Origin of the sequence: Prevotella sp. Sow4_E9_plate (assembly GCF_052116205.1) — a bacterium.
In the GTDB taxonomy this organism is placed as follows: Bacteria; Bacteroidota; Bacteroidia; order Bacteroidales; family Bacteroidaceae; genus Prevotella.
On record NZ_JBQKLN010000018.1, the window covers coordinates 62,708 to 76,764 of the forward strand.

Here is a 14,057-nt window from a genome sequence, read left to right on the forward strand (position 1 = left end):
TATTCCTTGGGATTTTTTTTCCTTTTTATTTGGTAAAGTGCCAATAATTGATTAATTTTGCAGCCAACAACAACTAATTTAACAAATAACTTCAAGATGAAGCAGTTTATTCATAGAGTATATGTCGTATTTTTGTTGGCGTTACTGGTTCTTCCGGTTGCGGCGCAACGATTCATTAACGTGTCGTTCGAGGGTGCGCATACCGTGTGTGCCATTACCCAGGATGCACAGGGGATGATGTGGATTGGTACTGATAACGGACTTTATAGTTATGATGGTTATCATGGCTATCTCCACTATCAGGATCATGCCTATAGCAATACGCGCGTCAATGCTCTCGCTTTCGATAATAACCTGTTGTATTTGGCTACTGGCAATGGCATCTTGAAATTCGACACCCATGCCAATGCTTATGTGCAGACTCCAGCTGTTGCAGACTTTCAGGATGAAGCTAAGCGAAAAGCTGTCATGGAGCTGCGTGTGCTGGACCTGAAAGACAAGAATGCCAACTATGGAGGGGATGTCTATGCCTTGTTGCATACCTCAAAAGGTCTGTTGCAGGGTAAGATAAATGGTCTGTATTTGAATAACCGCCTGTTGCCTCTTACGGCAGGTGCCCAGCCATTGGTAAATGCCCTGGCATACGATGCCAAGCGCCATTGCTACTGGATTGGTACAGAAGGCGCGCTCTATTGTGCAGATCTCAATCTTCAGACATTCTCCCGGATTGCAGCTTTGGATGGCAACTCGGTAAAATGTCTGGCAGAAGAAGCAAATGGCAATCTTTACATCGGAACCGATAACGGACTCTATGTGATGGCGATGAACAATGCCATCTCCCATTATTCGCACGACTCTCGCAATGAAGCAACCATTCCGAACAACATCGTATGGGCCTGCTTCGTGGATAAATGGCAGAATGTCTGGATTGGAACCGATAACGGACTTTCTCGTCTCACCACCCATACCTATTATAATTATGTGTCGCTCGACAAGATAACCTTTTCGGGCGAAGGTAACTGTCTTCATGCCATGCTCCAGACCCGTAATGGTGAATGGTGGATGGGGGGAACCAATGGTTTGATTCATTATTCTCAGGCGAAATCTTCTACAGGCGATGCTGCTTATCAGGATGTGGCTTGGTATAAGCAGAACAATCAGGCTTATCCGCTTAGCCACAACCGTGTGCGTAAGATTTATGAAGACAATGATGGGGATGTCTGGATTTGTACCGACCATGGTATCAACCTTTATGATCGCAGCTCCAGACAGATGCGTAATTTCATCGTCTATGACAGAACGGGCAAGTATTCTACTGCCTGGGCTTATGATATTCTTCAGGATAGAAAGGGCAGATTGTGGATGGCATCCTATCAGGGGGGTGTCTTTGTGATGGATAAGGCTTCCTTGCTTGCAGGGAAGACCGTAGCCGACTATCATTTCTCTGACCAGGGCAAGAATGCCCTTTCCGGATTGCATGTCGGTCAGATGGTCATGGACGGAAAGGGAAGAATATGGGTTTCCACTTTCAATCGCCTCGATTGTATCAATCCGTATGATATGAAGGTGGCTCATGTGGCTAATTCTGATGTGGTTAACTATATGATGACCGACAGCCAGGGCAATATATGGGTTGGTGATAATAGCTCGGTGAAGTGTTACTATGCTGCAGGCGAGATTCTGGGTTCCCATTTCGGCTCAAAGGAGTGGAAGATAGGGGGCAAGGTAAGTACCATGTGTGATGTGGATGGCAAGATATGGGCTGTAACCGGTAATGAGTGTTGCGTCATCAGCCGTGAAGGAGAGAGCATGCGCTTTGTCATCCCTTCCATTACTCCATTTACCATTTGCTACAGCAAGTCTACCCATGAAGTGGTGATGGGTGGTAATGATGGCTTTGTTGAGATTCGCTCTGATGCAGTTCTTTCTCCGAAGAAACTCAACCGGTTGATTTTGGCGGGCATTGTCGTGAATGGCAAACCATGGGATGAGCGTAGTGAGAAACTGGTGCTCAAGAGCGATGAGAACAGTTTTAGCCTGCAGCTTACAGACCTTCCGTTTGCTGATCATCCTTCTGCTGTCTATGCATACAAGCTGGAGGGCAGTGATCATGACTGGAATTATCTGAAGTCGGGAAATATTGATATTGTCTACAATGGTTTGTCGTATGGCAACTATCATCTCACGGTTTGTGTCGTAAATGGTGAAGGAAAGATAGGTGCTGAAGTCTATTCGCAGGACATCTCGGTGTTGCCACCTTGGTATCTTACCATCTGGGCAAAACTGTTCTACATCACGGCTTTGATTGTTCTTATCTCCTGGGTGGTAAGCTACTATTTCCTTCATAAGAAATTGGCAGAGGAACAGAAGCAGAAAGCAGAAATCCTTGATCAGGTGCAGATGCGTATGACCTTCTTTGCCCGTTTGACCGAAGGATTGAAGATGGCTGTGGCTCATCAGTCGTTTAATGAAGTGAACGAATTAATGCATCGCTTCCTGGATGTCAAACTGCCTCAGAATCATGCTTCTTCAACGGCAGACGTTCAAATGGAGAAAACTTCTTCATCGACAGCAGGTGAAGATGCTGATGAGAAAAAGTCAGAGGTAGCAGCTGCAGAACCAGAATTGAGTGAGGCTGACCAGCATTTGCTGGATGAAATCAACCATGCCATCGAGGAGCACATGATAGATTCCGATTTCAATGTCACGATGCTCCAGGAAGTAATGGGCATTGGCAATAAGCAGCTTTATCGTAAGGTGAAGGCCTTGACAGGCATGACTCCGGTAGAATATATTCGAGACCTGAGAATGCAAAAGGCTGCCAAACTCCTGAGCGCCGGAAAGTTTAGTGTTTCTGAGGTGATGTATACTGTTGGCTTCTCCAATAGCAGTTATTTCTCGAAATGCTTCTCTAAGGTCTTCGGAATGACACCTACGGAATATATGAAACAGAAGTAAAGTCTATCGGAAACAGCATTGGCTTACAAGTTCAAAGCTTAAAGTTCAATGTTCAATGTTCAAAGTATATGATATTAACGATTACAGGTTCCGACAGCACCGGTGGCTCTGGTGTGCAGGCGGATATCAAGACGATATTCGAATTGGGAGGTTATGCCGTTTCGGCGATAACCAGCATTACCGTGCAGAATACGCTCGGCATCCAGGAGTTCTTCGATATTCCTGCCGAGATTGTTTCGGGGCAGATAGAGGCTGTCATGAACGATATGCAGCCCGATATAGTGAAGATAGGTATGATACGCAGAGTGGAGACGCTGAATGTGGTCATTGATGCCCTGACCCGGTATCGTCCTGCTCATATCATCTATGCTCCAGCAATCTGGTCTAGTCAGGGCGATGCGCTGATGACGGAGGATGTGGTGAGCCAGATCAAATACCGTCTGCTGCCCCTCTGCTCGGTAGTTGTGGCGAGAAAGAAGGAGAGCGACATCATTCTTCAGAACTCCCGACTCCTGGAACTTGCCGAGAAGCAGGGACTCCGGATCTATCGCCTTGATAATGCCAATTCGCATGGTCTCATCAACCGTTTCTCTTCTGCCCTTGCCATCTATCTGAATCAGGGCAAGAAGATGGAGGAGGCGTTGGCGATGGCGCAGGATTTCATCAATATAGAACTGGCAAGAGAGAGTAATCTGCAGGGCAGGAGTTCCGAACTTTACAATCAGTTTATCTCGCAGGTGAACAACTTCTGCCGCACCTATAGCGATGTGCATTTCTATGCTGACCAGCTGAATGTAAGTGGCCGCTATCTGGCGCAGGTTACCCGCCGCATCTCTGGCAAGACGCCGAAGGCAATCATCGATGAATACATCGTGAAGGAGATAGAGCGCGAGCTTTCTACCACCACGCATACGGTGCAGGAGATAGCCAACACCTTCGGCTTCTCATCCCAGGCTCATCTCACCAAGTTCTTCAAGAAAATGAGAGGGGTAACGCCTTCTGCTTTCAGGCAGAAAGGCTGAAAATAAACACTCTTCACCACTCTTCACCTCGCTTGGAAGACGACGTTACCTCTGTCTTTGGGTTCCCGACGGGATTGAGCCGTCATTAAACTAGTCATCCATCCACATCTTGAATCCTTCGCCGCGCAATGTCTCCAGGTGGATGGAGGCATCCTTGGCGAAATATCGGCGCAAGTTGTACATCACATTATTGAGACTTTCTTCGCTACACTGTACACCTCTCCAAACAGTATCCTTGAGATCTTGGCGTGGCACGACTTCGCCCTTATTGATCCATAATAGCTTGAGTGTGGCAAACTCAGTATTGCCCAGCGTCTTCTCGTTGCAGCCACGGAAACTGAGCACATGAGTCTCTGTATCTACGGTGTAGGCACCCATGTTTATCATACGAGAATTGCTGAAGTCTTTGCGCTTGGCATAGCGGTTTACCCATCCCAGGAACTCACGGCTGTCGAAAGGCTTCTCGATGTAAATCATTGCACCATTATTGGCAGCTTCGGTTTTGTGTTCTGGATCATGTAACGAAGATACACACATGATAGGGATGTCTTCTGCGGCAAGTCGGATGTCGTTGATTCTTTCCAGACTGTTCTCTTCTCCTATCATCACATCGAGGATGATGAGGTTGGGAGACAGCTTCATGATAAGGCTTTCTACTCCAAACAGCGTGTTTTGAAAATAGACCTCATAGCCTGCTTTTTTAAGTAGCAAGACTGCTGTGTTGCCGAAATCCAGGTCATCATCGACCAATAGTACTTTTATCTTTTCCATATTTCTTGTTTTATAATGTTCCTTTAATTACGGTTGTTGCTTTTAGTTGAGCGGCAATGTGAATGTAAAGGTGCTGCCCTTGCCTGGTTCGCTCACCACCTTGATGGTTCCGCCATGTGCCTTGACGGCATATTTTACCATGGCAAGGCCTATGCCATATCCGCTCTTATGGTGTGTGGCTGGTATGCGATAGAACTGCTCGAATATCTTCTTCTGATATTTCTTGTCGATGCCTACGCCATGGTCAGACACGCTGATGATGGTGAAAAGTTCATCCTGTTTGATGTTGACTTCAACATTTGCCTCCTTGTCAGAGTATTTAACGGCATTCTCCATCAGATTGTGCATCACATTTTCTATCAGATACTTATCTGCATACACCAGTGCATTCTCTTCACGATGGTCGTGGATTCCGATGGCATGTGGCTTGCTGGCATAGTTGGTGTCGATTTGTTCTTGCGCTTGTTGCGTCAGCTCGATGATGTCAACTTGCTCTTTGTTGATAACCAACTTGCTTTCACTGGCCTTAGAAGTGATAAGTATTGTCTTGATGGTATTGCCAAGATTCTTGATTTGTCTTTCAGAAGAAGTAATCATCTCCTGCAAGTCAGCATCCTTGATACAGTCTTTGATGAATCCCAACTTTAGCAAGATGCTTGCCAATGGTGCTTTCAAGTCGTGTACAGTTCCATGAAGGCTTACCTCACGATTCCTCAGAAGGTCTTCCTTGTATCTGATGGCAGTCATCTGGTATCCTACGCAAAAGACGATGATAAGAGCCAACAATATAGTAGATGCTAATGTCCAAATTGAGTTTGTGATGAAGGAAGATGGAGTTATATCCACCACTGCTTGAACGAAACGGACAGGTTTAAGTCCGATGGCGATAGGCTTGCTAGCCTGCCAACTATCAATGTCCTTTGTTGGTCCATGACTTTTAATGGTCTTTTTATTCTCATCTAATATTAATAATGTGTAGGCGAAATTCTCATCAAGATTCTTCTTGAATATTTGGGAGAGTTTGGCTAAATTAATGGGGTTACCTTTGGCGGTGAGCATGTCTTTTGTCAATAATCCCATAGCTTCTGCTTCTGTTTCTGCAATACCTCTATCTCTAAGGTCTTGAATGTTTATTTCGTCAAAGCGAATGACATCTTCTTTCTTTGGCTTTGCCTTGAGAAAGTCTTCTTCTGACATTTGTTTGTAATAAACTCGTTGTTTCCCATCTTTATGTGGATTGTAAATTTGATGCGCTCTGATAGCATATTCTTCATCAACAGAAACTTTCAGTGCAGAATTTATCTTATCTATTTCCTTATAGGTATATTCCTTGTATTGCAAAGACATATTATATCCTTGTAACAAAGTAACAACTAAAAGTGCTAAAATCGTTATATAATAATACTTTTTCATGCTTTGTATTTTTACTCATTTAACTTCAAAAATGCAAAAATACAAATATTTTTTCAAGTAGCGTACTTCTTAACGTCATTTTTACATAATATTTTTTTGGATAAATATTATGTAAGAAATGATGTAAAAGGTTTGCCAGTTTGAGCAATTTGCCGTAATTTTGCACTTAGATATTTTAATTAATATAAAGAGAAAATAGTATGAAAGAATTGTTGTTATTGACTTTGTTGGCATCTTCGGCTACAGTTTCTGCTCAAGAGGTAGATTCTGTGAAAACTCAGCATATCAAAGAGGTAGTGGTTACTGCTAAGAATCACGTTGCAATCAAAGATGGTGTTTCATACACTCCAACTCCTGAAGAACGCAAGTCTTCATCTAATTATTCGGCATTGCTGGCTCGTATGATGGTGGCAGGATTACGTGTAGATGAATTTACAAATAAAGTTGAGACAAATTGGGGCAAGGAAGTTCATTTCTTTATCAATGGTTTTGAGGCTAGCGATTGGGAGGTGAAAACTCTTCGACCAAAAGAGGTGGCACGTGTGGAATTCTTACAATCACCATCTGAGGCAAAATATAAAAACTATCAGGCTGTAGTCAACTTTGTATTGCGTGAATACAAATATGGAGGTTATGTAATGGCCGAGGCTAACCAAAGCTTTGGTAACTATGATAGTGGTGATTATGATGTCGCAGGAAAGCTGAAGAAGGGACATATGACTTATCAGGCAATTGTGGGAGCATATTATAAAAATGCTCATGAAATAAGAGGTAACAAAAATATCACTTATACTTATAATGATGCTTCTACGCTTAACAAAAAGGTTGACTATGAGCAAGTTGAAAAGCAGCGAATTTATTCTACAGGTATCAGCGCCAGATATGATTCCAATAATCTGATTTGGTTGGTTCAAGCTGGTGTGAAATATAACAAAACTCCTGATATTTATACCCGACAGAACATTAGATACAATGAGTCTGAAGAGACTTCTTCTGTTTCTGATGCTACCTCTCAATCTCTTACACCCTATGTGAGCTCACAATTCTATCTGGAGGGACTGCCTCATCGTGCTTATGTATATGGTGGACTTTCTTTCTCTTATAACCATAACAAGGGTAGCGAGGATTATCATTTAATGGAATCGGAAGGTCAAAGCATCATCAATGGAACAAGGGAAAATGCTTATTTGCCAAGCTTATGGCTAGGTTATGGATTGCCTGTTTATAAACAAAACTATTTGGTGTTTACTGCTCAACTCAACTCTGAGATTTATCGCACGAACTATTATGGAACCGCCGATACTTATCAGAAATTAGTGAACTCTTACTATTCCTTTGACTTAAATTATAATCATAAGCTCTCTAAAAAGTGGAGTGGCAGTTTGAAAATGTCCATACCTGTACAGAGTTATAAGGTTCAAGATGAACCAACGATGACAAAGGCTTATATTAATGGAGGCATGACGCTTAGTGGACGGTTTAACGAGAAGCATTCCGTTTATGTACAGGCTAACATCACTCAAAGTTCTATTAATCCTACTTACTACAATACAGTGGTGCGCCAGGACGATGAGGTGACAGGCAGCAAGGGTAATGCTGATTTGAAAACTGTACGCCAGGCCTATGCCCTTTTGTCATATACATGGATGCCTTCTAATTTGTTCTCTCTTAATTCATCCTTTAGTTGGGATAATATCATCAATGATATTGTACCTTATTGGCATGAAATAAATGGACTGATGGTAAAGGAGATGATTAATAGTGGCTCGTTCAATCCAATATATATCAATGTGACTCCATCTTTGAACCTTGCGCATGGTAAGATTCGTTTGAGTTCTAAAGTTTCGTATGTGCATGAATGGCATTCCGGTCTGTTTCATATAAACAACGGTTATTGGGGACTATATCCTACCTTGTATTGCAGACTAGGAAAATTCTGGGCTGTAAATCTCAATTACGCTTACAGTTCTGGAGAAGGATATATGCGTGGAAGTTCCAACCTTACTCGCTTCTCAGATAATTTGAAGTTAGGATTACAATATACCAAGGGAAATTTATTTGTTAAATTACAGGTTAATTCCCTCATACTTAAAAATGGTAATACGAAGAGTTGGCTTATCTCTGATTATATTGATAGTTATTCTTATCAAAGCCGTCCATGGGATAGACGCTATGTGTCATTATCTGCAAGTTATACTTTAGATTATGGCAAGAAGATTAATCATGGGAGCAATTTGAAATTTAACGGAACGACAAAAACGTCTGTATTGTAATTGTTTATGCGTAATATTAAGGTTGTTCACCAACATGACAGCATGCAATGCGGTATCACCTGCTTGCAGATGATATGTAGATATTTCGGCAGGGAATACTCCTTGGACTCTCTGTCGAAGATTTGCTTTGCAACAACGGAAGGTGTCTCCATGCTGGGCATCAACGAGGCTGCAAAAATATTGGGATTTCACAGGATAAGTACTCGCTCTAATTGATATCCAATCAAAGTCCAATTTGGAGTGAGTTTGTTTTATTAACACATAGATAAATCTCTCTTGCAAAATCGCCAGCGAAGCCTTTCTACAGCTTCGCTGGCGATTTCTCAGTATATAATCTTACTCAATCATATTCTTGAGTATCCATTTCCTGAAGAATGGGTCTTCTATTTCATATCTGTCACTTCGGATGATGTAGCCTTTCTTGCTTAAACGCAATAGGGCACTGGTCATCGTGCTGGTAGGCTGGTTCCTGTCTTGTGCAGGATTGTTGCCCTCGCAGATGCTGACCATTACATATTTGTCTGTCTTATTGAAATTCAACCATAAACGTTCGTAGTCTAAATCATGAGTTGTTATGATGTCTTCTATGGCGAGTTGGAGTACATCCTCGTTTTTGCCAGCTACCAGGTTGTTCCAAACTGCGAATGAAAGCTGTTGCGTGTAGTATGGATGGCAACTTGTAAAGGCCAGTATCTCGTCTGCAATTTGAGTAGGCTGCTCTGATACATCTTTCAATCTGTCTGCAATATATGATTTGAAATCTTCGTATGGAATCTTGTTGAGTCTCATCAGCATTCCAAAATGATAGAACGGAGACTTCACACGTTCAAAGATATCTGTCATCATCGATTCCTGGCTGCCCAGAAAGATGTAATTGATGCCTGTCTGTTCCTGCATGATGGAACGGAGCTGCTTATCCATGTTTTTATCGATTTCCAGGATGCTTTGAAACTCGTCAAAGACAACAATCAGTTTGTTTTGAGGTGTAGAAACCTTCTGAATTGTATTTAAAACATCTTCTATTGCAGTTGTTCCATTGTCGGTTGATGGTTGGAATGAAACCGATAGCTCGTCTGTCATCGGGTTCATGTTGATAGAAGGAATGATGCGGAAGTTACGAAGATAGTGCTTCATCTTTTCCAGTTTGAATTGATTGAGCAGTTCCTTCAGAAGCTTTGCTGCAAAATCTTCTTTGCTGAGCACGGCTTGCATATTGAGCCATAGGTATGGTCGTTGGGTTTGGACAACAGCCTTTTTTACGAGACTTGATTTGCCAAAACGTCGTGGTGACATAAGAACAAGGTGGTTCTCGCTCTTGAGAAACTGTACGATGTAGTCCAGTTCTTTCACTCTGTCTGTAAAGTATGGGGCATCAACCAATGAGCCAAATTTAAACGGATTTTCCATAATCGATTTTTTTCGTAACGAAACTTTTCGCAAAGATACGAAAAAATAAAGATGCTTAGAAGATAAACTCCTTTAAATTATTATTGTTTAACATCTTTCGGCTTGAGTGTAGCAAACTCGGTATTGCCAAGCGTCTTCTCGCTGCAGCCACGGAAGCTGAGCACATGGCTATCTGTATCTACGGTGTAGGCACCCATGTTTATCATACGGGAATTGCTGAAGTCTTTGCGCTTGGCATAGCGGTTTACCCATCCCAGGAACTCACGGCTGTCGAAAGACTTCTTATATAATAATTTAGGGGGCAAATATTATGTGAGAAATGATGTAAAAAGTTTGGTAGTTTGAGCAATTTGCCGTAATTTTGCACCTAGATATTTTAATATACTGAGCCTGCTTTCAACAAGCCTTACTTTTTTAAGTGGACTCAGTAAATGACAAAGGTGATTCTTTAAACTTAAAGGTTATATTAATATGGTTGTTAAGAGATTTTTTATAAGTATATCCATGTTGTTCTAGGGGGCGCTTCTGTTGCAAGCTAAGAACAATGTGATAGACAGTGGGCAATATTTTAGACCTTCTAAATCTGAGGGGCAATTATAATTGCTTGTTTCTTAGAATTATATGTAATTTGTGCAATGGCTTAGAAATAGACCTGTTTTGTTTGGATGAAGTCAAAAAACTATGTAATTTTGCAGCCGAGATTCAATCACATCTAAAAGGTAAGAATAAGAAGAAAATGTTTAAAATGCGTCAAGGTGTTTTTAGGTATATACTAAGTATTCTAGTGCTTTTGTTGTTCGCAATGAAAACACAGGCCCAAGAAGTGTCTGAACCTCTAGACTCTATCATAAAAACATTAAAACTAAAAGAGGTTGTTGTGAAGGCGAAGAAGATACGCCAATCAGGTGATACGATATCCGATGCCGCCTCTTGTATATATCAAAGGATGATAAAGTCTTGGAAGATTTGCTTCGTAAAATGCCGGGTGTGGAGGTGATTGGTAATGGGCAGATTAAGTATAATGGTCAATGGGTGAATGAATTTTATATTGAAGGGGCCGATATGCTTGGTGACAACTATGGCGAGGAAACGAAGAATTTGGATGCCAAGGCTATTGGATCTGTGCAGATTATGGAGAATCACCAGAACATTAAACTTTTTCAGGGAACAAAAAGTGGCAATGCGCCTGCTATGAATATAAAACTCAAGCAAACGGCAAAAGGTGCATGGACTGCCATGCTTTCTGTTGCGGTTGGCGGTCAGCCTAAGCTGGCGAGGAATATGACACTCAACTTAATGAACTTCCGCCGCAATAGTCAAAACCTGACATTGCTTAAAACGAATAATGTAGGTGATGATTTACGTAAGGAAATCAATGCCTCGTCTTCGCTGAATTCTGTTTTGGGTGCAGGGATATTGCTACCCGATAAGCCTGCTGTTTCTGATTTATATGCCTATAGGAATGATTCATATAGTGCCTCTATCAATCAGCTTTATAAGTTGGATAAGGACAGAACTTTGAGCTTTAATGTAAATTACCTTTATGATCAGGAAAAGCAAAATGCTACCGATGAAAGCCGTTATCTCTTGGATGATGGCACTCGATATGTTATACAGGAGTCTAACCAGGCTTTGGTAGGGCAGCATTTTGTTGGGGGACATGTTGCTTATAAATTGAATAGCTCCAAAAGTTATCTTAAAAACAATTTGTCGGTAAATGCTTCTTTTCCTAAGAATGAAGGCTTGGTGAATGATTTCGTCGCTCAGACTCTCTCTGGTCATAGTTTCTTGTTGAGTAATGTGATGAAGGCAAACTATAAGAAAAAGAATGGTGGAGTCGCAGATTTGGAATGGAAAGCTTCTTTTGCGGATAAGAGAGGGGTGTTGAATGTGTCGGAAACGAAAATGAGCCAGTTACTGAGACAACGCAACTTCCAGAGTGAAGCTACAGGATCTTTGTTGGCTTTCACGATTCCTCACCTTATGTTTAATTTGAATGGCAAGGTCATGTTTGATTGGCAAAGGGTAAGTGCAGGATTGAATTCTCTGTCGGATGCTTCTGGCAGCGAACCGAAAACCTGGTTGTTGGGAGCTTTTGTTAGCCCTAAAATCCTGTTGCACTTTGGAAACAGACTGCAATGGCTGGTTTATGTGCCTGTTGGGGTAAAATATTATCATTCTGCTGATGGCTCTTTGGATTATGACAAGCGTTTCTTTTCGACTTGCCCATATTCTAATCTGACATATAAACCTACTGGTCGTTTATCTTTCGACTTGACGACGATATGTGAGGAGTCTATGCCTTCTGTCTTGTCTCAGATGGTTCTGAAACATTTTGTGAATTATCGTACGACAATGTCCAATCCTCTTCAGGTAGAGATAGCTCCCAATCGCTCTGTTAAACTGGCGTTTACGTCAAGTTATAAGGATATTATTAAAATGTTGTTTGGTGGTGTTACTCTGTCTTATGTGGATGCTCGAAATGGTAATAGTATGGGGTATCAGGTGGTTGACGATGTTGTCAATTATATCGTCCAGCCGCAATCTACCAAAAATAGAGTTTGGCAGATAGAACAAACGGTGGCGAAGGGATTCTTTCGATGGAATTCCAAGATAAGCGAATCTCTCAGCATAGGAACGTCCAGGAGTGAATACTATGTAGGCGGAGATTGTCATGATGGACGGAGTGACTATCTGCAAGCAAAAATCTCGTATGTTGCTTCTGTAAGGAAATGGCTGAACCTGTCAATCTCTAATGATTACTCTGTGTCAAAACCATATACGGATGGAAAGGCAAGTGGGGAGGTTTACAGAACTTTCATGAATGCTTCTTCTTTTACGTTTTGGTTGGGTAAGCAATTGAATGTGGTGCCCTCCGTGCAATATTATCATAACAATTACTTCTCATCAGGTCGCAACAATGTGTTCTTGAATACGGTGATGGAGTATTATTGGGGTAATGCAACATTATCGCTGAAATGTACCAATCTTTTAGATAGTCGTACATTCCATCGTATAATAGACAATGGAATAACACGTTATTCCGGTGAGTATCAATTACGGGGCAGGACAATCCTGTTCGGAATACGAATAAAAATCATATAAAATACTTCAAGATGAAAAATTATAGGAAACTGCTGGTCATGGGCATGATGCTCGTGGGAATGAATGTGAGTGCGCAAGTAAGTGTGACTTATGCTTTGGATTCACCAACTTTTACTTTGGCGCATGAGAGTACGGATAAGTTTGAAACCTTGGATTCTGCTTATCTTAGTGTCACCTATCGTTTCAAATATCGCCAGACGGCAAAGGATGATTCCTTGCGGATGGAAGATCTTATGGATCTACAGCTTGGCAGAAAGTATAATGCTTTCTTCAGTAAAAATCTGCGCGATCTGGATCAGGAGAATACAAAGTCTTTGAAAACAACGATGCGATTTACTCCTATTCCTGAGGAATATGTGGGTTTTGACATATTGTTTAGCCATTCAGATAAGACTTGTCAGGTTACCAATCGAATTCCTTATACCAGTCAGGTGATAGAGTATAGCGAAAAAAAGCCAGATATTAAATGGCGATATCTGCCTGGGGATACGGCTACGGTGATGGGCTATCTTTGTCATGCGGCCGAATGTCAATATGGTGGTAGAACATGGAAAGTATATTATGCCGATAAAATCGCTTTGCCTTATGGTCCATGGATGTTGAATGGAGCAAAGGGACTCATTTTGAAAGCGGTGGATTCTGACCATGATTTTGTGTTTGAGGCTGTCGGGTTAACCCAGAAGTCGCAGCCTGTTATTCGTTATACTTGGAGCAGAAAGACAATGAGTAAAGAAGAATGGCAGAAGTATGCGGCAAATATGTATAAGAATGCAGGTGCGTTTGTTCGTAACACGGGAGCACGTATTATCGTGATGGACAATAGTGAAAAAGGTTTTCATCATCTGAATGAAGATTGGGAGCAATATTACAATCCTTTGGAGAAATAACATGGAAATCATAACAACAAGTAAAAATAATAAACGTCTTTACGAAGAAGAGACAAGAAACTGTTTCTTGTCTCTTCTTCGTGGAGATTTATTATTTAGACCCCATTTTAGAGAGTGTAAACTAAACTGTGTCAAGCTACAATAAAAGTAGTTTAACACAGTTTTTATATTATGGACAACTTAGAAATTGATTACAAGAAAGCAGCTCAGCAGTTGCGTAG

General features: G+C 41.6%; 9 protein-coding genes and 1 pseudogene. 6 read left to right on the forward strand and 4 right to left on the reverse strand.

Annotated elements, in window-relative coordinates; translation table 11 throughout:
• Window positions 1–96 precede the first annotated feature (96 nt).
• Window positions 97–2,958: a two-component regulator propeller domain-containing protein gene (locus tag ACTQ53_RS09065; protein WP_441932776.1), complete on the forward strand. Its 2,862-nt coding sequence runs from the start codon at window positions 97–99 to the stop codon at window positions 2,956–2,958.
• 68 nt (window positions 2,959–3,026) lie between these two features.
• Window positions 3,027–3,980 (forward strand): bifunctional hydroxymethylpyrimidine kinase/phosphomethylpyrimidine kinase, encoded by a 954-nt coding sequence (locus ACTQ53_RS09070; protein WP_441932777.1) that lies wholly within the window; start codon window positions 3,027–3,029, stop codon window positions 3,978–3,980.
• A gap of 90 nt (window positions 3,981–4,070) precedes the next feature.
• Here the strand turns inward: ACTQ53_RS09070 and ACTQ53_RS09075 are convergent, their stop codons facing one another.
• Together ACTQ53_RS09075 and ACTQ53_RS09080 are read right to left on the reverse strand one after the other, a co-directional pair.
• Window positions 4,071–4,751, reverse strand: coding sequence for a response regulator transcription factor (locus tag ACTQ53_RS09075; protein ID WP_441932778.1), 681 nt, complete (start codon window positions 4,749–4,751; stop codon window positions 4,071–4,073).
• Between the two features lie 42 nt (window positions 4,752–4,793).
• Entirely contained in the window at window positions 4,794–5,948 is a 1,155-nt protein-coding gene (locus ACTQ53_RS09080; RefSeq protein WP_441932779.1) for a sensor histidine kinase, read from the reverse strand.
• Window positions 5,949–6,364: 416 nt separating this feature from the next.
• Here ACTQ53_RS09080 and ACTQ53_RS09085 point away from each other — a divergent pair, with 416 nt between their 5' ends.
• Together ACTQ53_RS09085 and ACTQ53_RS09090 are read left to right on the forward strand one after the other, a co-directional pair.
• The gene (locus ACTQ53_RS09085) at window positions 6,365–8,437 is read left to right on the forward strand and encodes a hypothetical protein (RefSeq protein WP_441932780.1); all 2,073 of its coding nucleotides are present in this window, start codon (window positions 6,365–6,367) and stop codon (window positions 8,435–8,437) included.
• 6 nt (window positions 8,438–8,443) lie between these two features.
• Window positions 8,444–8,644, forward strand: a pseudogene (locus tag ACTQ53_RS09090) (cysteine peptidase family C39 domain-containing protein); the annotation flags it as partial.
• A gap of 129 nt (window positions 8,645–8,773) precedes the next feature.
• On the opposite strand, the gene ACTQ53_RS09095 reads toward ACTQ53_RS09090, so the two are convergent.
• Both ACTQ53_RS09095 and ACTQ53_RS09100 read right to left on the reverse strand, forming a co-directional pair.
• A complete protein-coding gene (locus ACTQ53_RS09095) occupies window positions 8,774–9,844 on the reverse strand; it encodes an AAA family ATPase (RefSeq protein ID WP_153092071.1) in 1,071 nt (356 codons plus the stop codon).
• Window positions 9,845–9,924: 80 nt separating this feature from the next.
• Entirely contained in the window at window positions 9,925–10,149 is a 225-nt protein-coding gene (locus ACTQ53_RS09100; RefSeq protein WP_441932781.1) for a hypothetical protein, read from the reverse strand.
• A 652-nt stretch (window positions 10,150–10,801) separates the two neighbouring features.
• On the opposite strand from ACTQ53_RS09100, the gene ACTQ53_RS09105 reads away from it, so the two are divergent.
• Window positions 10,802–12,949, forward strand: coding sequence for a hypothetical protein (locus ACTQ53_RS09105; RefSeq protein WP_441932782.1), 2,148 nt, complete (start codon window positions 10,802–10,804; stop codon window positions 12,947–12,949).
• Between the two features lie 11 nt (window positions 12,950–12,960).
• Window positions 12,961–13,836: a GLPGLI family protein gene (locus tag ACTQ53_RS09110; protein ID WP_441932783.1), complete on the forward strand. Its 876-nt coding sequence runs from the start codon at window positions 12,961–12,963 to the stop codon at window positions 13,834–13,836.
• Window positions 13,837–14,057: the final 221 nt, after the last annotated feature.